Annotated in this window: 20 protein-coding genes; 11 read left to right on the top strand and 9 right to left on the bottom strand. The window is 56.4% G+C overall.

What is annotated here, in order from left to right:
* Positions 1-373 precede the first annotated feature (373 nt).
* The 7 genes from ACFWW2_RS20615 to ACFWW2_RS20585 all read left to right on the top strand — a co-directional run bounded on the left by ACFWW2_RS20615 (position 374) and on the right by ACFWW2_RS20585 (position 7,897).
* Positions 374-1,405 carry a LacI family DNA-binding transcriptional regulator gene (locus ACFWW2_RS20615; protein ID WP_393931479.1) on the top strand — a complete coding sequence of 344 codons (1,032 nt, stop codon included), beginning with the start codon at positions 374-376 and terminating at the stop codon, positions 1,403-1,405.
* A gap of 102 nt (positions 1,406-1,507) precedes the next feature.
* Positions 1,508-2,824, top strand: coding sequence for an ABC transporter substrate-binding protein (locus ACFWW2_RS20610; protein ID WP_393931300.1), 1,317 nt, complete (start codon positions 1,508-1,510; stop codon positions 2,822-2,824).
* A gap of 127 nt (positions 2,825-2,951) precedes the next feature.
* Entirely contained in the window at positions 2,952-3,818 is an 867-nt protein-coding gene (locus ACFWW2_RS20605; protein ID WP_393931298.1) for a carbohydrate ABC transporter permease, read from the top strand.
* Between the two features lie 2 nt (positions 3,819-3,820).
* Positions 3,821-4,651 (top strand): carbohydrate ABC transporter permease, encoded by an 831-nt coding sequence (locus tag ACFWW2_RS20600; protein WP_393931295.1) that lies wholly within the window; start codon positions 3,821-3,823, stop codon positions 4,649-4,651.
* Positions 4,652-4,663: 12 nt separating this feature from the next.
* Positions 4,664-5,668 carry an ABC transporter ATP-binding protein gene (locus tag ACFWW2_RS20595; RefSeq protein WP_393931293.1) on the top strand — a complete coding sequence of 335 codons (1,005 nt, stop codon included), beginning with the start codon at positions 4,664-4,666 and terminating at the stop codon, positions 5,666-5,668.
* The gene (locus ACFWW2_RS20590) at positions 5,665-6,429 is read left to right on the top strand and encodes an L-iditol 2-dehydrogenase (protein ID WP_393931291.1); all 765 of its coding nucleotides are present in this window, start codon (positions 5,665-5,667) and stop codon (positions 6,427-6,429) included. The genes ACFWW2_RS20595 and ACFWW2_RS20590 overlap by 4 nt, the downstream gene beginning before the upstream one ends.
* A 1-nt stretch (position 6,430) precedes the next feature.
* On the top strand, positions 6,431-7,897 hold the full coding sequence (locus ACFWW2_RS20585; protein ID WP_393931289.1) for a mannitol dehydrogenase family protein: 1,467 nt from the start codon (positions 6,431-6,433) through the stop codon (positions 7,895-7,897).
* Positions 7,898-8,121: 224 nt separating this feature from the next.
* On the opposite strand, the gene ACFWW2_RS20580 is transcribed toward ACFWW2_RS20585, so the two are convergent.
* The 6 genes from ACFWW2_RS20580 to ACFWW2_RS20555 all read right to left on the bottom strand — a co-directional run bounded on the left by ACFWW2_RS20580 (position 8,122) and on the right by ACFWW2_RS20555 (position 12,517).
* Positions 8,122-8,733 (bottom strand): ABC-type transport auxiliary lipoprotein family protein, encoded by a 612-nt coding sequence (locus ACFWW2_RS20580; protein WP_393931287.1) that lies wholly within the window; start codon positions 8,731-8,733, stop codon positions 8,122-8,124.
* Between the two features lie 3 nt (positions 8,734-8,736).
* Positions 8,737-9,915: an MlaD family protein gene (locus ACFWW2_RS20575; protein ID WP_393931285.1), complete on the bottom strand. Its 1,179-nt coding sequence runs from the start codon at positions 9,913-9,915 to the stop codon at positions 8,737-8,739.
* Positions 9,915-10,691 carry an ABC transporter ATP-binding protein gene (locus ACFWW2_RS20570; RefSeq protein ID WP_393931283.1) on the bottom strand — a complete coding sequence of 259 codons (777 nt, stop codon included), beginning with the start codon at positions 10,689-10,691 and terminating at the stop codon, positions 9,915-9,917. Before ACFWW2_RS20570 ends, ACFWW2_RS20575 begins: the two co-directional genes overlap by 1 nt.
* Positions 10,691-11,788, bottom strand: a complete 1,098-nt coding sequence (locus ACFWW2_RS20565) for an ABC transporter permease (protein ID WP_393931281.1) — start codon at positions 11,786-11,788, stop codon at positions 10,691-10,693. Before ACFWW2_RS20565 ends, ACFWW2_RS20570 begins: the two co-directional genes overlap by 1 nt.
* A gap of 177 nt (positions 11,789-11,965) precedes the next feature.
* Positions 11,966-12,298 carry a TIGR01244 family sulfur transferase gene (locus ACFWW2_RS20560; RefSeq protein WP_393931279.1) on the bottom strand — a complete coding sequence of 111 codons (333 nt, stop codon included), beginning with the start codon at positions 12,296-12,298 and terminating at the stop codon, positions 11,966-11,968.
* Positions 12,299-12,304: 6 nt separating this feature from the next.
* A complete protein-coding gene (locus ACFWW2_RS20555) occupies positions 12,305-12,517 on the bottom strand; it encodes a DUF2892 domain-containing protein (protein ID WP_393931277.1) in 213 nt (70 codons plus the stop codon).
* 130 nt (positions 12,518-12,647) lie between these two features.
* Between ACFWW2_RS20555 and ACFWW2_RS20550 the strand changes: the two genes are divergently transcribed.
* Positions 12,648-13,151 carry a hypothetical protein gene (locus ACFWW2_RS20550; RefSeq protein WP_393931275.1) on the top strand — a complete coding sequence of 168 codons (504 nt, stop codon included), beginning with the start codon at positions 12,648-12,650 and terminating at the stop codon, positions 13,149-13,151.
* A 113-nt stretch (positions 13,152-13,264) separates the two neighbouring features.
* Here the strand turns inward: ACFWW2_RS20550 and ACFWW2_RS20545 are convergent, their stop codons facing one another.
* Positions 13,265-13,636 (bottom strand): phasin family protein, encoded by a 372-nt coding sequence (locus tag ACFWW2_RS20545; RefSeq protein WP_393931274.1) that lies wholly within the window; start codon positions 13,634-13,636, stop codon positions 13,265-13,267.
* A gap of 86 nt (positions 13,637-13,722) precedes the next feature.
* Between ACFWW2_RS20545 and ACFWW2_RS20540 the strand changes: the two genes are divergently transcribed.
* Entirely contained in the window at positions 13,723-16,272 is a 2,550-nt protein-coding gene (locus tag ACFWW2_RS20540; RefSeq protein WP_393931272.1) for a cation-translocating P-type ATPase, read from the top strand.
* Positions 16,273-16,339: 67 nt separating this feature from the next.
* Positions 16,340-17,863, top strand: coding sequence for a PAS domain S-box protein (locus tag ACFWW2_RS20535; RefSeq protein ID WP_393931270.1), 1,524 nt, complete (start codon positions 16,340-16,342; stop codon positions 17,861-17,863).
* Here the strand turns inward: ACFWW2_RS20535 and ACFWW2_RS20530 are convergent.
* Complete coding sequence (locus ACFWW2_RS20530; protein ID WP_393931268.1) at positions 17,839-18,618, bottom strand: response regulator; 780 nt, start codon at positions 18,616-18,618, stop codon at positions 17,839-17,841. The two genes, ACFWW2_RS20535 and ACFWW2_RS20530, sit on opposite strands and share 25 nt — an antisense overlap.
* A 168-nt stretch (positions 18,619-18,786) precedes the next feature.
* On the opposite strand from ACFWW2_RS20530, the gene ACFWW2_RS20525 reads away from it, so the two are divergent.
* Complete coding sequence (locus ACFWW2_RS20525; RefSeq protein WP_393931266.1) at positions 18,787-19,467, top strand: helix-turn-helix domain-containing protein; 681 nt, start codon at positions 18,787-18,789, stop codon at positions 19,465-19,467.
* Here ACFWW2_RS20525 and ACFWW2_RS20520 read toward each other — a convergent pair.
* Positions 19,464-19,895 carry a DUF2267 domain-containing protein gene (locus tag ACFWW2_RS20520; RefSeq protein ID WP_393931264.1) on the bottom strand — a complete coding sequence of 144 codons (432 nt, stop codon included), beginning with the start codon at positions 19,893-19,895 and terminating at the stop codon, positions 19,464-19,466. The genes ACFWW2_RS20525 and ACFWW2_RS20520 overlap by 4 nt on opposite strands.
* Positions 19,896-19,904 lie beyond the last annotated feature (9 nt).

Here is a 19,904-nt window from a genome sequence, read left to right as displayed (position 1 = left end):
AGCACCGTAACCATCTCGCGGTCATCGTGATGACAATGGCCGAACCGGAGCTGATGTGGTTACCTCATCTGGAAAGCTTTGCAGCTTTTCCACTGTGCGTCCTGTGTCAACTAATAATGCGTGCCATCGAAACCAGTGGCACCATTTCGATTGGCCTGATTGAGAAGGTAACGATCCGGACGACATCCAGTTACCGCCAAGTTGTGTCACATCAACTACCGCATTATTGGAGTTAACAGCTAATGCAGTTTGTTTGACCAACAAGACCTTTGGAGCAGAAATAAGCGTTCCGTAAATTATCATAATTGTCGCGCGCAAAATTAGTGATAACTTAAAGCTGATGAAACCACGATTTACGGCGGCAAGCAGCAACATGAATACAGGCGGCATTCGTAACATGGAAGAATTCGCGGCGGTCAGCGGGATATCTCGCCCGACCGTTTCAAAATACTTTCATGATCCTGAAAGCGTGCGCGCCTCAACCCGCGCGAGGATCGAAGAGGCGCTGGCCAAGTATGACTATCGCCCGAACATATATGCCATCAATCAGAACCGGCAACTGACCAAGAATATCGGCATTGTCGTCCCCTACCTTGCCGATCCCTTCTTTGCAGAGATCGTACGACGGATTGAGCGGCGTTGTATTGACGCTGGGTATTCGCCGACGCTTTTCAGTTCACATGGCGAACAGGCGCTGGAAAACCAGATCCTGGATGGGCTGCGGTCACTGAAACCGGCCGGGGTGCTTTTGGCTGCGCTGGGGCGCGCGTCGGACAGGCAGGAAATCGAAAAGTTCTGCCGTGATGTGCCGACAATTCTGTTTGACAGCAACCTTGATGGCATTGGCGAAGCTTTTGTCGGATCGGACAATTTCAGCTTTGTCAGCCAAAGTGTCGATTACCTGACCCGGTCCGGTGAACCGCCGATATTCGTGGAAATGGCGACGCCGGCCAACCCGAATGCCCGCAAGCGGCGCACGGCCTATGTGACAAAGATGGAGGGGTTGGGGCTTGAACCGCATATCGTCCAATTGCCGGGCGAAGGCTGGGCATTTGAAGAAATCGGCTATCAGGGCACAATGAAGTTGTTAAGGGATGGCAATCTGCCGACAAACACGATCCTTTGCAGCAATGACCGTCTTGCGATTGGCGTGCTGTCGGCCTGTTACGAATCGGGCCTGAAAGTTGGACAGGATTCGTCCTGTGACCTGCGCGTGGCAGGACATGATGATCATCCCTTTGCCCGCTATACCTGCCCATCACTGACGACAGTCGCCCACGACTACGATTCGGTCTCGAACCGATCGGTAGAGTTGCTTTTCGAGTTGATCAACAACGGTGGGCGGTTTGAACAGCGGTCAGAGGTACTCTTTGCGTCCCGCCTGATCCTGCGTGGATCGGCCTGACTAGCATTTTCTTTACGCGAGTAAAAATTTTATTGACCTCGCGTCACATTTTCGCCTAACTTCGTTTCCAGCAATCTGTTTTGCGTAATGGGAGGAAATTCAATGATTAGGAAAACGTCTTTGGGCGTTGCAAGCGTGCTTGCATTGGTGGCGGGCTCGTCGGCTTTTGCAGACGCGCATAGTGCGACGCTGACGATCGCCACAGTCAACAACGGCGACATGATCCGCATGCAGGGTTATACGGATCAGTTCACCGAACAGACGGGTATCGCCGTCGAATGGGTCACGCTGGAAGAGAACGTTCTGCGCCAGCGTGTCACGACGGACATCACCACCAAGGGTGGCCAGTTCGACATCATGACTATCGGCATGTACGAAACACCCATCTGGGGCGCGAATGACTGGTTGGTGCCATTGGATGACCTGTCCGCTGAATATGACGTGGACGATATCCTGCCTGCCATGCGCAATGGCCTGAGCCATGACGGCACGCTTTATGCAGCACCTTTCTACGGCGAAAGCTCTATGGTGATGTATCGCACGGACCTGATGGAAGCCGCCGGTCTGGAAATGCCAACTGACCCATCATGGCAGTTCATCCGCGAAGCGGCTGCCGCCATGGACGATCCTGCGAATGACATCAACGGTATCTGCCTGCGCGGCAAGGCCGGTTGGGGCGAAGGTGGTGCGTTCATCACCGTCACCGGTAACTCTTTCGGCGCACGCTGGTTTGACGAAGGCTGGAACGCGCAGTTCGATCAGCCTGAATGGGCTGAGGCGCTTAATTTCTATGTCAACCTGATGAACGATTATGGCCCAGAAGGTTATGCGACCAACGGGTTCAACGAAAACCTGTCGCTGTTCAATCAGGGCAAATGCGGCATGTGGATTGACGCGACGGTTGCCGCCTCCTTCGTCACAGGTGACGATTCAACTGTCGCCGACAGCGTTGGTTTTGCACTGGCGCCAAACAACGAAGGCGTTGAAAAGCGCGCGAACTGGCTCTGGGCCTGGGCGCTGGCAATCCCTGCCGGCACACAGCAGGAAGCCGAAGCCAAACAGTTCATCGAATGGGCCACATCCAAGGACTATATCGCATTGGTGGCGGCAAACGAAGGCTGGGCCAATGTGCCCCCCGGTGCACGGACTTCGCTGTACGAAACACCTGAGTATCAGGAAGTGCCTTTCGCGCAGATGACGCTGGATTCCATCAACGCAGCGGACCCAAACAACCCGACTGTTGAACCCGTCCCATATGTCGGCATCCAGTTCGTCGCGATCCCGGAATTTGCGGGTATGGCGACCGAAGTCAGCCAGGAATTCTCTGCCGCCTACGCCGGTCAACAGACCGTCGAAGAAGCGCTTGAGAAGGCCCAGGCCATCACCAACGAAGTCATGGAAGCTGCTGGCTACCAATAAGCCAACGCACCTTTCACCGGAGGGCGGCAGACCCGTCCTCCGGATACGAGTACAAACCCTTTTCGCGCAATGTCATCTATGATGGGTCCGCAAGACGTGCCGCCCGTCGACAGAGGAGATGCATCCAATGGCTACCAAAGCGTCGCGATCCGCCGCCCGACTGATGATGGCACCCGCCGTCGTTCTGCTCCTCGGGTGGATGTTGGTTCCACTGATCATGACATTGTGGTTTTCCTTCCGGACCTATCTGCCGCTGCGCGGCGGTGACCAGGGTTGGACGGGCTTTGATAACTACGTTCGGTTCGTTACCTCCAGCGCGTTCTGGCCTGCGGTGCAGACCACACTGATCATCGTGGTCGGCGTGTTGATCATCACCGTTGTTCTTGGTGTGCTGCTCGCCATGCTTCTGGACCAACCGATGTGGGGCCAAGGTGTTGTACGCATCCTTGTCATCGCCCCCTTCTTTGTGATGCCGACCGTCTCTGCGCTGGTCTGGAAGAACATGTTTATGGATCCGGTGAACGGGCTTTTCGCCCATCTCTGGCGCTTTTTCGGCGCCGAACCAGTCAGTTGGCTATCAGATGCCGCCATGCCCTCGATCATCATGATCGTCAGCTGGCAGTGGCTGCCCTTTGCCACACTGATCCTGCTGACCGCGATCCAGTCGCTGGACAGCGAACAGCTGGAAGCTGCCGAAATGGATGGCGCGCCAAAGCTGAAGCAATTCTATTATATCATTCTGCCGCATCTGGGCCGAGCGATCACCATCGTGATCCTGATCCAGACGATTTTTCTGCTGGCCATCTTCGCTGAGATTTTCGTGACCACGGGCGGCGCCTTCGGGACCCGCACACTGTCTTACCTGATCTTCCAGCGGGTGCTGGAAAGCCAGAATGTCGGTCTCGGCTCCGCCGGTGGTGTCTACGCCATCATCCTTGCAAACATTGTTGCGATCTTCCTGATGCGGATCGTCGGCAAGAATCTGGATAACTGATCATGGCACGTGCTGTTACACCCCGCCGTAAGCTGATCAATACAGGCGCCGCCTGGGCCGTTGGTTTGCTGATCTTCTTCCCGATCCTCTGGACAATCCTGACCAGCTTCAAATCCGAAGCACAGGCCATCGCAAGCCCGCCGATTTTATTCAACTTCGACTGGACGCTGGAAAACTACGGCGTGGTGATGGAGCGGTCCAACTATGCACGCTTCCTGTGGAACTCGATCATCATTGCGGGTGGTTCGACCATCCTTGGTCTGATCGTCGCAGTGCCTGCCGCCTGGTCCATGGCCTTTGTGCCATCGCGGCGGACAAAGGACATTCTGCTTTGGATGCTGTCGACCAAGATGCTGCCAGCCGTCGGTGTGCTGTACCCGATCTACCTGCTATTCATCCAGATGGGTCTGCTCGACAGCCGGGCGGGTCTGGTCATTGTGATGATGCTGATCAATCTGCCGATCATCATCTGGATGCTTTACACCTATTTCCGCGAAATTCCGGTTGAAATCCTTGAGGCCGCGCGGATGGATGGCGCCACGCTGAGAGAAGAGGTGCTTTATATCCTCACCCCCATGGCGATCCCTGGCATCGCGTCGACCATGCTGTTGAACTTCATTCTCGCCTGGAACGAAGCCTTCTGGACGCTGAATCTTACGGCTGTTGATGCGGCACCGCTGACGGCCTTCATCGCCAGCTACTCCAGCCCCGAGGGTCTGTTCTTTGCAAAACTCAGTGCTGCCTCGACCATGGCGATTGCACCGATCCTCATCCTTGGCTGGTTCAGCCAGAAACAACTTGTCCGCGGCCTGACCTTTGGCGCGGTGAAATAAGGAACCTGACTGATGGGACAAATCCAACTGAAACAGGTCACCAAAAGCTTTGGCGACGTACAGGTCATCCCGCCGCTGGACCTGACCATTGAAGACGGCGAATTCACCGTCTTTGTCGGTCCCTCCGGCTGCGGTAAATCCACGCTGCTGCGGTTGATTGCCGGGCTTGAGGATATCACAACCGGCCATATCGAGATCGACGGCACGGACGCGACCGCCCTTGTCCCGGCCAAGCGCGGTCTGGCCATGGTGTTCCAATCCTACGCGCTTTATCCGCATATGACGGTGCGCAAGAACATCGCCTTCCCGCTGCGGATGGCGAAAATGGATCAGGCGGAAATCGACAAGCGTGTCGAAGGTGCGGCCTCGGTCCTGAACCTCACCGACTATCTGGACCGGCGGCCGGGGCAGTTGTCTGGCGGACAGCGGCAGCGGGTCGCAATCGGCCGCGCGATTGTGCGCGAGCCGTCGGCGTTCCTGTTCGACGAACCGCTTTCTAACCTGGACGCGGCCCTGCGTGTCGGCATGCGCATGGAGATCAGCGAACTCCACAAGAAACTCGACACGACCATGATCTACGTCACCCACGACCAGGTGGAGGCGATGACGATGGCCGACAAGATCGTCGTCCTTCAGGCCGGTGTGATCGAACAGGTTGGCAGCCCCTTGGAGCTGTATCGCAACCCGCGTAACATCTTTGTAGCAGGGTTCATCGGCTCACCCAGAATGAACTTTATCGAAGGGCCAGAGGCGGCCAGTCACAATGCACATACGATTGGCATTCGCCCCGAACATATTGAAGTGTCCACAACCGCAGGCCATTGGGAAGGCACCGTTGGTGTGGCAGAGCGTCTTGGATCCGATACATTTATCCATATCCACGGCGTTCCCGGCTGTGACCCGATGACTGTGCGGGCCGGCGGTGATGTTGCCGTAAAACACGGCGACACCGTCTATCTGACACCCGATGCGACCCAAATTCACAAATTTGATGCAGAGGGATTGCGCATCGCATGAAACGCCTGGACGGAAAGGTGGCGCTTGTGACCGGCGGTGCGCGCGGTATCGGCCGTGCGGTTTGCGAGGCTTACGCGAACGCGGGCGCAAAGGTCGCTGTGGCCGATCTGCTGCAAGATGACGCGAATGCGACCGCAACAGCCATCGGTGGCATGTCTGTCGCAATGGATGTCACCGATCTGTCGTCCATCTCTGGTGGCGTTGCGAGCGTGGCCGAGACATGGGGCGGGATCGACATCCTTGTGAACAACGCGGGCATCTTCAACATGGCGTCCATCGACAGGATTACGCCTGACGACTTTCGCCGCCAGTATGATGTGAATGTGGCTGGCACCATCTTTGCGATACAGGCGGTCGTGCCAAGCATGAAGAAACGCGGCGGCGGCGCAATCATCAACTTTGCCAGCCAGGCCGGGCGACGCGGAGAGCCGAATATTACCGTCTACTGTTCGACCAAGGCTGCGGTCATCTCGGTCACGCAAAGTCTCGCGCTGGAACTGGCAGGCGCCAATATCCGGGTCAACGCCATCGCGCCCGGCGTGATCGACACGCCCATGTGGGATATTGTTGATGCACAATTCGCGGAATACGAAAATAAGCCGCAAGGCCAGAAAAAGCGCGAGGTCGGCGAAGCCGTTCCACTTGGCCGCATGGGCGACCCGCGCGATGTGGCAGATCCCTGCGTCTTTCTTGCCTCGGACGAGGCGCGCTATATCACTGCCCAGACGCTCAACGTCGATGGCGGCAATTGGATGAGCTGACGTGAAGCTGTCGAATGCAACCCTTTCGCAACTGCCGCAGCATGTAGATCGGCCGACCTATGACCGGTCTGCGATCACACCGGGGATCGTGCATATCGGCCTTGGTAATTTCCATCGCGCCCATCAGGCATGGTACCTGCATCGCTTGATGCAGCAGGGCGAAGCGCTGGATTGGGGCATCATCGGCGCAGGGGTGCGGCCCGGTGATGCGGTACAGCGCGACCGGCTGGCCGCGCAGGATTACCTGACCACCTTGATAGAGCTGGACCCGAATGGCCGCTCTGCCGAAGTCACCGGCGTCATGATCGGCTTTGTCCCTGTCGAAGCAGACAACGCCGCCCTGATCGCACAAATGGCTGATCCTGCCATTCGGATCGTGTCGCTGACCGTCACCGAAGGTGGGTATTATATGGATCCCGTCACCAAGGGGTTTGATGCGGGCCATGTGGATATCCAGCATGATACCGCGAACCCCGATGCACCGCGCACAGCCTTCGGCGCCATCGTGGCTGCGCTGAAGCACAGGCGCGCCAAAGGCATCGGCCCGTTCACCCTGCAAAGCTGCGACAATCTGCAAGGCAACGGGGAAATCCTGCGCCAGACTGTTGTGTCGCTGGCGCGGCTGTCGGACCCCGATCTCGCCCATTGGATCGACACGCACTGCACCTTTCCCAATGCGATGGTCGATTGTATCGTCCCGGCGACCGGCCCGAAAGAACTGGAACTGGCGAGGACGTTCGGCATGGAAGATGCGAGCCCCGTGACCCATGAGAATTTCCGCCAGTGGGTGATGGAAGATGCATTCTGCGCAGGACGCCCTGATTGGGACAAGGTTGGCGCAACCTTCACATCTGATGTCCACGCGTACGAGTCGATGAAAATCCGCATTCTGAATGGCGGGCATCAGTTGATCGCAAACCCGGCAGAGGTGTTGTCGATCGCGACAATCTCCGAATGCATGGAACATCCGTTAATCCGGGCCTATTTCCACAAGGTGGTCGGGTCGGAAATTGCCCCGCATGTGGCCTCGGTCCCCGGGATGACACCAGCGGATTATGCAAAGCTGGTCGAGCGCCGTTTTTCCAACCCCGAAATCCTCGACACGGTGCGTCGCGTGGCATTCGACGGGTCGTCCCGGCACACGGGTTTCGTCATCCCCGTCATTCGCGATGCTTTGGCAGCCAATGGGCACATCGAAGGACTGGCCTTGTCCCAAGCGATTTGGGCAAGGATGTGCGAGGGAACCCGCGAAGACGGCTCTGTCGTCGCGGCCAACGATCCGATATGGGACGATCTATGTCGTGCGGCCCGCGCGGCGCAACACAATCCGGAAATCTGGTTTCAGCAGCGAAACATCTACGGCGATCTCGGCCAAAATCAGCGCTTCGCCTCAGAATTCGCAAACTGGCTCACACACATATGGGAACACGGCACACGTTCTGCACTTCGGCAATACTTACGGCTTTAAGCGCAACCGACATCAGGACTCACATCAACCGATATTGCGTGGTTCACCAACAACCAAAGCTGATGATCTGAAGGTTGAGAGCATGTCAAAATGCTCTCAACTCACTGCGTCGCAGTAAAGCAATATCCATTCGCTCTTACTGGTAGGTTGGGAACCGTGGCGCAGAGATGTGGACAGTCGACTTTCGTGATTAGTACTTGGTCATTCTTCGTTCTGGCACGCATTCAGGCCCGCGCCCCGATCCACCGCACGGCGTCGGGTAGCAGTGCGTCCAGGATCTGCTGAAATGCCTGGACGACCGGGACTGCCAGATCGTTACTGGGCAATGCAGAGCCTTGGAAACGGCGTGTTCCAATCACACGCTGATCCCTATCGCGTAAAACGGTGATGTTCATTTGGACTACTGCTTTGAAGCTGCCATCTGGAAGCGCGTCCACGCCAAACTGGTCGATCCGGGTCAGAACAACGAAATCAGGGACGGGGCCTGCCGCTTGTGGCCCGACGAAGCCGAACTGTCCGCTGAAGGACAGTGACCTTATCAGCAATGACTGGACCAGCAGCGGAACCTCATCGGCCCAGCGGGCATCGGGCAGGTAGGCCACTGAGATTGGTGTTGGTTTGATCAGTATCCGATCGGTTGCGATTGTCGCCGGGGCAGTGGGTACAAGAACCAGTAAGCTTCGGGTGCCACGCCGTCCGCCTTCAAGTTCGACAGGGTTCAAATCAAAAGTATCCCGTGGTTGGGCGGCCTGATTGAGCGTATTGAGCGCCGTGCAACCGGGCAATGAAACAGCACCTAATACAAAGGATCGGCGCGTCAGGAGCAGTTTGTTCATTATCTATCTCCGATAGTCGGGAACGCGGTCATCCAGCAGAAAGCGGGCCGGATCACGGTTTATGCGGCGCACCAGATCGCTGATATTTTGGACCAGCGCGCGCGCCTCACCACCAAGCCGGCCAAAATCGCGCAGCCCCGGGCTTGCCGCAGCGATCCCTGCCCTTGCTTCACTCACGACGGCACGCAGATCTGCGACAATGGCAGGTATCTCGGGTGTAATCGTAGCGAGTGAATCGTTAAACGCGGTCATCGCCTCTCGCGCATCAGACAAAGCGGGACCAAGATCGGTCTCCATCAGACCATCGGCACGCAGAAACGCCTGATCGGCGCTGGTAAGGGTCTGATCAAGCGTGTCCGATAATGGCGACAGGCCATCCTTGATCAACACGTCCATTGCTGAAAACGCCGCCTCTGCATTGGCGATTGCTGGCGCCAAGGCATCAAGTTGCTCACTTGCAAGATCAAAGGTTTCCGTGATTGTGGCCAATGTGTCGTCGGCCTGTTCAAGCGTGGATTGCGCCGTGTCCCCAATTTCGTCGAGCTTATCGGTAAAGACTCTGATCTGCGACGTTGCTTCTTCTATCGTGCGCGAGACTTCCGAGAAGTCTTGGAGGGCCGCGTCCAGGTTGGCTGTGGCTGCATCGACGTTTTGAAGAATATTTTGTACATATTCCTGATTTTCCGGTCCTGTGATGGCCTGTAACTGTTCCATCAACAAAGCTGCATCCTCAAGAATATCGGGTGCGCTACTGACCAGTGATTGGAACGAAGACCGCCGTGACGCAATGATTGGCGGCCCCTCGGCCGATGCAGTCAAAAGCGCAGCACCGGGTGCGCCGCCTGATAAGGCGATGTAGGCGACGCCGGTTACACCAGACGATTCAAGCTGTGCCATCGTGTCGACGGCCACGGGCGTATCGGCGTCGATTTCGATGCCGACATACACGAGACTGGGGTCGTTTTCCCAGATACGAATGCCCACGACCCGTCCAACGCCAACGCCGTTGAACAGAACGTCGGCAGATTGATCGAGCCCGGCAACATTTTCGAAAAGGACCCCATATTGTGTGAGTTGACGATCAATCTGGACACTGGCCAGCCAGATGAAAAAGCCCAGGCCGCCAAGGATCCCCAGCAGCGTGAAAAGCCCAATCAGGACAAAATGTGCCCGCGTTTCCATCAAGCGGTATCCTTTTGCACAAGGGCGGCGCGTGCGCGTGGACCTTTGAAATAGGCCTGCACCCAAGGGTGGTCTATCTCCTGCATATCCTTCATCGTGCCGGTTGCAAGGACCCTACGCTCGGCAAGCACCGCGACACGGTCACAGATGGCATGCAAACTGTCGAGGTCATGGGTCACCAGAAAGACAGTCAGCCCGAGCGCGGATTGGAGCTGCGCGATCAGCGCGTCAAATGCGGCAGCCCCGATCGGGTCCAATCCCGCCGTCGGTTCATCGAGGAATACAATTTCAGGATCAAGAGCGATCGCACGGGCAAAACCCGCCCGTTTGCGCATGCCGCCTGACAACTCCGAAGGCATCTGGGTTAACGCGTTCTCGGGCAACCCCACCATCTTGACCTTGATCGCAGCCAGTGCAGCGCGGGTTTCGGGCGACAGGTCAAGTTGCTCACGCATCGGCGCCTCGACATTTTGCTGGACATTGAGGGACGAAAACAAGGCGCCTCCTTGGAACATCACGCCCCAACGGCGACGCAAACGACGGTAGTCCGCGACTGACGTGTTCCTGACATCCTCGCCAAATACAGTGATCTGGCCCGCTGCAGGTTTCAACAGGCCAACAATGGCGCGCAGCAATACCGATTTCCCGGTGCCTGATCCGCCCACGACCCCGATGATTTCACCCCGCCAGACATCAAGGTCCAGCTCATCGTGCACTGTGTTCTTCCCGAACCGGGTCACCAACCCTCTGACACTGATAATCGGCGCGGCCGTCATCAGACCCCCACGATCGAAAAGAAGATCGAAAACAAGGCGTCCGCCGCGATGACCAGAAAGATCGACAGCACGACCGAGGCTGATGTCAGGCTTCCCAAAGACTCCACATTGCCCTTGACCTGCATCCCTTGAAAACATCCGACGATGCCGATGATCAGGGCAAAGAAAGGGGCCTTGATCATACCAACGCCAAAATGCCAGACGCCGGTGTTGCTGGCCAAGCGCGACTGGAATACGCCGGGTGAAACGCCAAGTTCGATCCAGGACATCAGCGCGCCCCCGATAAGCCCCGCCATATTCGCGATGATACCAAGAACCGGCAACATGAGGATCAGCGCCAAAACCCTTGGTACAACAAGAATTTCCACAGGATCGAGGCCAAGCGTGCGCAGCGCGTCGATTTCTTCCCGCATTTTCATAGAGCCGATAGCGGCCGTGAAGGCCGAGCCGGACCTGCCTGCGACAATGATAGCAGTCAACAAAATCCCGAGTTCGCGCAATATCGAGATCGCAATGAGGTCTACGACAAAGACCTCTGCCCCGAACTGTCGCAACTGCGTCGCGCCCTGGAAAGCCAGCACCACACCAATAAGAAACGACATCAGAAAGACGATAGGAACCGCGTTCAATCCGACCTGCTGCATGTGATGGACCAGCGATGTCCATCTTATGCGCGCCGGATGTAAAATCAGGCTCGCCAGTGTGGCGACCACCTGTCCCATGAAACCAATAATGCTAATTGTGGCGCCAAAAGCCGATGTTGCGCGGCGGCCTACCGCCTCAAGCTCATCTATGATGCCGGTTTGACCAGCGCCCGGATGTGCCAGGCCTGGCATATGGTCGCGAACAGTACGAAGAAGCCCATCCTGGGGTTCAGACGCACCTATCGTTTGCCCGGTCAGTCCGAGTTTTCTTTCCAGCGAAACCACCGCCCAGGCGCCCGCCGTATCCAGTCGACCCACGGCGCCAAGATCAATCGCCTTCGCGTCATGGCTTTGGGGCGTGGACCAGTTGACTGCTTCGATGGTGCTGATCAACAGATCACCCTGCAACCGGAGGATTCCATCTGTAAGGGTGATCTTGGGAGCCTTCGTCATCAATGCTCCACCATGATGCAGGTGCCGGACACTTCGGCTGGAACTCTCGAAGTATCCTCTATCATCCCAACAGTGACAAGCGCACGCCACACGAATTTAATGTCGTCTTTCGCCCGGAGCACGCAAGGCAGGTGATACATTACGAGCAGAGGTGATCGGGTGGAGAAGCACAAAAAACTACTCAGCAAAGGCTTGTTCAAACACCGCCTTGCTTCGGCCACCTTTATGGCAATAGGCCAGAACCGGTTTCGGCAATTCATCATATGCCTTCATAAAGGCCTGCACATCATCCTGCGACGGACCGACTGGCGCAATAGGGACATAACGCGCGCTTAGCCCTGTGGCATCCGCCGCCGCAGCAATCGCCTCGAACAGCGGTTGGCTGATGTCTTCACCGTCTGGCCGATTGCAGATGATGCTTCTAAAGCCAAGACTGTGAGCCTGGGTTACCTTCGCCGCGTTCAATTGCCCGGTCACAGCATAGGCGTCAGTGATGCGCGTGATCTCCACCCTGGATTACGCCTTTTTCGTCCTGATGTTCAGCACCCGGTAGAGTGGGCAGAACGAAAAAAGGCCGGTGAGGATCAGGATGGCCCCGATTGCCATCAGGATGTATGCGACGACAGCGCTCGCCCCAAGTCCCAAGAAGTTCAGCAACGGTGCGACAATCAGCGCGATACCGAGGATCACCCGCAGGCCACGATCCACCGTTCCCACATTCGCGGTCATGGTCGTCTCCTTTCAAGAATTGAGCATGTACTGTACCCCTAACACCAGCGTCCCGTAGCGCATTGACATATCTCAATCACGGCCACGACCACATCGCCAAAATTCAGGTATTCAGTCGTGGCAGGTAAAGATGAGCAAACCCGACACCAAAACCGCCATTGTTTACTATTCGAAGAGCGGCCATTCGCGACGTGCTGCAGAATTGCTGGCAGATATTCTGGATACTGATCTGCATCAGTTGAAAACGACCCGGTATCGCACTCCTTTTCTGAGCTATCTGCGGGCCGGGCTGGATAGTCTGCGACTGGCAAAGCCAAGTCTGGCGCACCCCCTGCCCGAGCTGAAACGCTATGATGCGCTGGTGATTCGCGGCCCGATATGGACATCGTACCCGGCGGCACCATTGCGAAGCTATTTTCAGCAGGTTCAGCACTTGCCAGCAACTCTTGGGCTTTTGCTGACATACGGTGACCATTCACCACCGGAAAAGGCTTATGCCTTGGTAGAACAGGAACTGGGCCACCCGCTAGCCGTCACAGCCGCCATCGCAAATGACCGCGAAATGACGACGGAAGAACAAAGGATTTTTGCCGATTTTGCTGCAACACTTCATAAAGTCACGGAGCAAGAATGATGTCACCTTTGAACAGTCAGTAACATCCGGCCAAAGCAATAACAGCTCTCCCAGGGGACGGCAGGCAACCCTCGCCAAACATGGGGCATCACACCGCGACGGGCTTAGACCGATCAGACCGGTGTGTGTTTGGTCTGCTGCGACAAATTTGGAAACAGCGATGTGCTTTTCTCGATCAGCTTGCCGGTTTCAACCGTGTATTGCACATACGCACGCTCCATAAACGCAGCTTGGATGGCCTGCATTTCTGCCACTGATTTGCAATGTAGAATTTCATGCTGCGTCTTCACATCCTCCCGGATACGTTCGGCAACAAAACTCGCCAGTTCACTGCCCAGATCAGACATCGCCTCAATCCATGCGGTGCCCATCCATGACAATGGGTCAAGTCCAGTATTCTGATCAGATGGGGCAGACATTTCTTTTGGCTGTTCGGTTTTGGCACTTTCCGCTTTCTTCGGCATAGCTCTCTCCTCTTGCGTCATGCGACTCACCAATTTTAGTGGTCTTCTACCGGCACGGTATTGATCTTGATCAACGCACTATCCTGCCCAAACGCCCAAATGGCGACATGCAGATAACGCGCAGCCAACAACAGGGTCTTACGTCAGAACAGGCAGCGGCAGCGCGCCAACAACACGGTTGGAACGAACTGCCCAAACCGGACCAGATATCACCGCTACGCATTCTGTTACGGCAGTTTAGCAGCTTTCTGGTTCTGATCTTAATGGCCGCCGGTGGCATCGCGTTCTTCCTGGGCGAGGTTGTGGACACCATCGCGATCGGCCTTGTCGTGATTCTGAACGCCGCCCTGGGGTTTGTGCAGGAATGGCGTGCGGAAACCGCGCTTGAGACTTTGCGAAGTATGCTATCACCGCAGGCTCTTGTGATCCGCGACGGACGCGAAATGCGTATACCCGCCCGCGATCTGGTGCCGGACGATCTGATCGTACTGAATCCGGGCGATCGTGTGCCCGCAGATGCCAAAACCATCGATGCGGTCGCGTTGCGCATGGATGAAAGCATTCTGACCGGTGAGTCTGCGCCAGTTGATAAAGCCAAGAGCGATGATCTGATGACTGGGACATCAGTGGTGGCGGGCCGCGCACGGGCGCGGGTTTTTGCAACCGGCACCCATACGGCTTTCGGCGAAATCGCCGAACTGACCGGATCATTGGGGCAAAAGCAAACCCATCTGCAGAAGCAATTGGGAACACTGGCAACACAACTTGGTATAGCGGCAATCGGGGTCGCAGCGGCGATCCTTTCAATTGGTCTGGTCGTTGGGCGCGACACGGTAGAGATGTTGATGACCGCCTTGTCGCTTTCGGTTGCAATGGTGCCCGAAGGCTTGCCAGCTGTCGTCACTATCACGCTGGCCCTTGGTGCTGCAGCAATGGTGCGTCAACAGGCATTGACCCGTCGCCTGCAGGCCATTGAAACCCTTGGCGCTGCATCAGTGATTTGCACGGACAAAACCGGCACTCTGACCGAAAACAAGATGACCGCGACAGAAATCTGGACACCAGTGGCGCAGTACACGGTCACGGGAACGGGCTACGATCCCTCAGGCCATATCACCCGAAATGGCGTGAAAGCGCGCGCGGCTGACGATACCGTTCTCATGACGCTCTTGCGCACTGGAATGGTGTGCTCTCATGCCCAGCTCAGGCGCGATGGCCATGAGTGGGTGATGACAGGCGACCCCACAGAAGGCGCGCTTCTCACGCTTGGCTACAAGGGCTGGTGTGATCCAGGCGCTGAGATAACAGACGAAATCCCGTTCAGTAGTGACCGCAAGCGCATGAGCGTCATGGCAGATGGTGTTATCTACACCAAAGGCGCGCCAGAGCAGGTGCTGGCGATCTGTTCCGAGATTATCAGCGAAAACGGTGTTGTGGCTTTGGACGAAACGCGGAGCGGCGAAGTCATCCGCGCATATGAAGCGATGGCAGCCAAAGGGTTTCGCGTTATCGCACTGGCCAACCGCAAAAACCAAAGTAGCAGCCTCGTCGAAAAAAACCTTACATTTCTAGGGCTCGTTGGCATCATTGATCCCCCTCGACCTGAAGTGGTGGCTGCCGTCGCTGCCGCAAAATCGGCTGGCATCAGGATCATCATGATCACGGGCGACAGCCCGGTCACGGCGAAAGCGATCGCGTCGCAGCTGAACCTGAACGTGGAGCAGGCCATAACCGGCGACGCACTTGCGGCATTATCGGATGAGGAGTTGCGCACAACGCTTTCCCAACCCATCCTTTTTGCGCGGACCCGCCCGGCTGACAAGATGCGGATCGTGGCAGCCTTGCAGGCCGATGGGCAGGTCATCGCCATGACCGGCGATGGCGTGAATGATGCCCCGGCGCTGAAACAAGCCGATATTGGCGTCGCCATGGGTATACGCGGCACCGATGTCGCCCGGGACGCGGCGGATCTTGTCCTATTGGATGATAATTTTGCTACTATTGTGGCCGCTGTCCGCGAAGGGCGTCGCCAATTTGATAATATTCGGAAATTCGTACGCTACCTTCTGTCATCCAATGCTGGCGAAGTTGTCGCCATCTTTGCAAACATTGTCATTGGCGGTCCTTTGATCTTTTTGGCGACACAAATCCTGTGGATGAACCTCGTCACCGATGGTGTCACTGCGGTGGCACTCGGGCTGGAAAAATCGGAACCGGGCCAGATGAAAGAACCGCCACGCCCCATGAACAGCCCCATCCTCGGCTGGGGCGGCATCGCACTTATCATAACCTTTGGATGCTATACCGGTGGGGCCGCATTGTGGGTGTTCTGGCAATTGGTACCCGTGGATGTCGATCTGGCGCGCACGGCCGCTTTCACCGCGATGGTCATTTTTGAGAAGGCCAGCGTCTTTGCCTTTCGGTCGCTGCGATCACCCTGCTGGCAGATAGGCTGGCTGTCCAACCGGACCTTGATCGCGGCGCTGTTCGTCACCATCGGCGCGCAGGTTGTGGCGGTCTACTGGGCACCATTGCAGGTTCTCCTTCATACGGTTCCGTTGGACGCCGCACACTGGATAATGATCGCTCTGCTTGCCTTGCCGCTGATCATCGTGCCCGAGTTGGTCAAGACGCTTTGGCGCCAAAGACCGGAGTGACAAAGATCAATACTATCGCGGCTACGGGATGCCATACTATGGTTAGGGAATGACCCATGGTGAGTACATGAGTGGAAGCGCCCTAGAAGACGCCGCAGTACTTGGCGCGATCTTTGAGGCGACGGTAGACGCGATAATCGTGTCTGACAAAGCCGGTCGCATACTGCGCGCGAACAAAGCGGCCTACGACTTGTTCGGGCACGAACCCGACAGTCTGGTTGACCGGAGTGTCTCAATTCTGATGCCTGACATCGTTGCCGACGCGCATGATGGTTTCATGGCCCACCACCTGAAAACCGGGATGAAACGTATCATCGATATTGGTCGGGAGGTGGAAGGGCAACGAAGAGACGGTACGGTCTTTCCGCTGCATTTGTCGGTCGGGCGCACGAATGCAAGGGGGCAACCAATCTTCGTCGCGATCCTGCACGATCTGACCCAGCGGGTTGCAACAGAAAGGGCATTGTCGCGGTCGCAGAGGCTGGATGCCTTGGGCCAGATGACTGGCGGTATTTCTCATGACTTCAACAATCTGCTGACCATCATCATCGGCAACCTAGAACTGTTGCAGCCAAAAATCGCGGATGCAACTGCCGCAGCTATGCTGACAGATGCGCTGGAAGCGGCCGAGCTGGGCGCTGATCTGACCGAGCGACTGACCATGTTTGCCAGACGTGGCGATCTGAAGGCAGAACCGTTCGATCTGAACCACGGCTGCGAGATGGCGCTCGGTATCCTGAGGCGTACCCTAGGCGATGAATATCGCATTGAGGCCGATTTTGACCGTGATCTACCACCCGTCATGGTCGATCCGACCCAACTGCAGACAGCCATCGTCAATCTTGCTCTAAATGCCAAAGACGCGATGCCCGATGGTGGAAAGATCACAATCAATACCGAATTGGCACGGATCGACGACACCTATGTGGCACAGGAAATCGACGTGGTTGAGGGCACATATATACGCCTTTCGGTGACAGACACCGGCACGGGGATGTCACCCAATGCCACACGGCGCGCCTTTGAGCCGTTTTTTACTACCAAGCCATTGGGCCGCGGCACCGGGCTTGGGCTGGCGATGGTTCACGGCTTCATGCGACAGACGGGTGGACATGTCACGGTGTATAGCGAACTGGATCATGGAAGCACATTTGCGCTCTATTTTCCGGTCGAGGATGGCGAAGCTGCGATCCATAACCACAATTCGGCGAAGGAGACCGGGCTGCGCGGCAACGGACAGCTTGTATTGGTTGTCGATGACAACCCACAGATACTGGACCTGTCTGTTGAGCGCATTGCCGCACTTGGCTATCGCACCGCGCAGGCCAGCGATGGCGATACCGCTTACAGGATGCTGACATCCGGTTTGACCCCAGATCTGTTATTCAGCGATGTGGTGATGCCCGGCACATTGGACGGATGCAGGCTTGCCCAAAAGGTGCGCAATGAGTTCCCAGATATCAGAATTCTGCTGACCTCCGGCTATGCGGAGGATGCGCAAAAGCTGCGGCAAAGCTTTGAAATCCTGCAAAAACCGTATCGGCAGGTTGTGCTGGCTGAAAAACTTCAGACCATGCTGGGCAGTGAGTGATCTGTCACACGACCAACCTGTCCGGTGAATGAATAGCCGACGCCCCGGATCGTTGTAATCAGTTTGGGATGCGCAGGATCGCGTTCAATCTTTCTGCGCAATCTGGATACCTGATTATCGATGGTTCGATCCAGCGGTGCCCAAGCACAGCCACCCAACAGATCCATCAATCGTTCGCGGGACAATGCCCGCTGTGGGTGCTGAAGAAATATCCGCAGCAGCCTGAAATCGCCGCTCGTCAGACCGATGGGTCTGCCATCGCGTCCGATGATCTCGAACTGGTCCAGATTCACCTGCAGACCATCAAACGACAGCGTATCAGTTTGCTGGGTATCAGAGGCAGCAGTCCGCCGGCCTTCATCGCTGGTTTCAGCCGGCGCGGCTGCGATCTGGGACCGACGCAAGACAGATTTGACCCGCGCAATGACCTCGCGCACATGAAACGGTTTGGTGATATAGTCGTCGGCGCCCACCTCCAACCCGACAACACGATCAATTACGTCATCCTTACCAGTCACCATGATGATCGCAACCGATGAAATCGCCCTGATTTTTCGGGCCACCTCAATCCCGTCATCTTCGCCCAGTTGCAGATCCAGCGTGATCAGCGCTGGCCTGGCAGAGTTCAAAATCTTCAGGGTCGATGCACGGTCGTGAGCTTCACGTACCTGATAGCCCTCACCCTCAAGGCAACGCCTGAGAAGGGTGCGAATCTTGGGTTCATCATCAACGATCAGGATGCGCGGTTGGGTCATTTGGTCACCGATGGCAGAGCTTGCCGTAAGCGTAAGATAGCGGACGCATCGCCGTTTTGTAAGCTTTGCGATTCTTGGGATACAAATTGATACAATCCGTTACTTGCCCATCAGAACACTTGCGACAGTGACCGATCATACCATCCCTGAAACTGAACGGGGGTTCTCATGTACGTAACGCGACTGAATGAACATGTTTCGCCGCAACTTATCCCACAACCTGTCAAAACCTCAACGGTTACCCGGTTGCACCGCGTGGCCGAAGGCAAGCACTTGTTTTTCGAAGGCGAAGAGGCAGGCAATATCTACCGGGTTGTCTCAGGCGTACTACGCCTGACCCGGCTGATGGAGGATGGACGCAGACAAGTCATCGCCTTTGGGTATCCGGGAGATGTCGTCGGTTTTCCAAGTGACGGCCAATACCACACCGATTGCGAGGCGCTTCGGCCAACCACAGTCGTGGTACATAATCGGGCCGCTTTGGAAAGTAGCACTGGGGATGCTGCGCTCCATGCCAGTTTGCTGCAGGCGGCCTTGCGCGAAATCAGCGCGATGCAGGACCACTTTCTGATGCTGGGACGAAAATCAGCCTGTGAAAGAGTAGCGTCATTTCTTTGCGTCTTGGCCGATCGGGTCGGTACACCGCTTGGCGAATTCACACAGTTCGACTTGCCGATGAGCAGGTCTGACATTGCCGATTTCCTCGGTCTGACGACCGAAACGGTCTGTCGAACCTTTACACAATTGCGCAAACGCAACGTGATCGCCCTGGATCGCATTTACACGGTCATCGTATTGAAACCCAGGGATCTTTTTGCCTTGGCCGAAGGCGAAGCTTCATGCAACTAGGGCGCAGGCCACATGTCTCTCAACTCAGTGGGGAGGTTGGCGCGAACATCGTCAACCTCACCGCGTGATATGCGGGCGTTCAGCAGTTCGAACACCACCCTAATGTCTTCTGGACCACGATAATCCAGAACGTCACCGACCTGTTCCTCGATCGCGGCAACGAACTCATCTTGGTGTCGCTCTCTTACTGGCGTCAACTTCGGTTGCCAGCCTTCATAATACATCCCACGGAGCATGATCGGAAGCTGGGCGGACAATTGTGCCATCTCATTGATCTGCAAATGGTCACGGATCCTACAAATAACAGCGCGGAGCAGGCGCAATACATCGCGTTCGCTTGACCAACCCAAACGACCTGACAGGTCATTCACCCATTCATGGGCTTCGTGGGTCGTTCTCTCAAAGACATGGATTTGACCAGTCGTCATCAGCGCCTC

It is taken from the genome of Yoonia sp. R2-816 (assembly GCF_046762905.1).
GTDB lineage: Bacteria > Pseudomonadota > Alphaproteobacteria > Rhodobacterales > Rhodobacteraceae > Yoonia.
This window is presented reverse-complemented; position numbering and strand designations above follow the sequence as displayed.

Coding starts and splice junctions, on each gene's coding strand:
- ACFWW2_RS20615 (WP_393931479.1), top strand. CDS start 374: ATGAATACAGGCGGCATTCGTAACATGGAAGAATTCGCGGCGGTCAGC.
- ACFWW2_RS20610 (WP_393931300.1), top strand. CDS start 1,508: ATGATTAGGAAAACGTCTTTGGGCGTTGCAAGCGTGCTTGCATTGGTG.
- ACFWW2_RS20605 (WP_393931298.1), top strand. CDS start 2,952: ATGGCTACCAAAGCGTCGCGATCCGCCGCCCGACTGATGATGGCACCC.
- ACFWW2_RS20600 (WP_393931295.1), top strand. CDS start 3,821: ATGGCACGTGCTGTTACACCCCGCCGTAAGCTGATCAATACAGGCGCC.
- ACFWW2_RS20595 (WP_393931293.1), top strand. CDS start 4,664: ATGGGACAAATCCAACTGAAACAGGTCACCAAAAGCTTTGGCGACGTA.
- ACFWW2_RS20590 (WP_393931291.1), top strand. CDS start 5,665: ATGAAACGCCTGGACGGAAAGGTGGCGCTTGTGACCGGCGGTGCGCGC.
- ACFWW2_RS20580 (WP_393931287.1), bottom strand. CDS start 8,733: ATGAACAAACTGCTCCTGACGCGCCGATCCTTTGTATTAGGTGCTGTT.
- ACFWW2_RS20575 (WP_393931285.1), bottom strand. CDS start 9,915: ATGGAAACGCGGGCACATTTTGTCCTGATTGGGCTTTTCACGCTGCTG.
- ACFWW2_RS20570 (WP_393931283.1), bottom strand. CDS start 10,691: ATGACGGCCGCGCCGATTATCAGTGTCAGAGGGTTGGTGACCCGGTTC.
- ACFWW2_RS20565 (WP_393931281.1), bottom strand. CDS start 11,788: ATGACGAAGGCTCCCAAGATCACCCTTACAGATGGAATCCTCCGGTTG.
- ACFWW2_RS20555 (WP_393931277.1), bottom strand. CDS start 12,517: ATGACCGCGAATGTGGGAACGGTGGATCGTGGCCTGCGGGTGATCCTC.
- ACFWW2_RS20550 (WP_393931275.1), top strand. CDS start 12,648: ATGAGCAAACCCGACACCAAAACCGCCATTGTTTACTATTCGAAGAGC.
- ACFWW2_RS20545 (WP_393931274.1), bottom strand. CDS start 13,636: ATGACGCAAGAGGAGAGAGCTATGCCGAAGAAAGCGGAAAGTGCCAAA.
- ACFWW2_RS20540 (WP_393931272.1), top strand. CDS start 13,723: ATGCAGATAACGCGCAGCCAACAACAGGGTCTTACGTCAGAACAGGCA.
- ACFWW2_RS20535 (WP_393931270.1), top strand. CDS start 16,340: ATGAGTGGAAGCGCCCTAGAAGACGCCGCAGTACTTGGCGCGATCTTT.
- ACFWW2_RS20530 (WP_393931268.1), bottom strand. CDS start 18,618: ATGACCCAACCGCGCATCCTGATCGTTGATGATGAACCCAAGATTCGC.
- ACFWW2_RS20525 (WP_393931266.1), top strand. CDS start 18,787: ATGTACGTAACGCGACTGAATGAACATGTTTCGCCGCAACTTATCCCA.
- ACFWW2_RS20520 (WP_393931264.1), bottom strand. CDS start 19,895: ATGACGACTGGTCAAATCCATGTCTTTGAGAGAACGACCCACGAAGCC.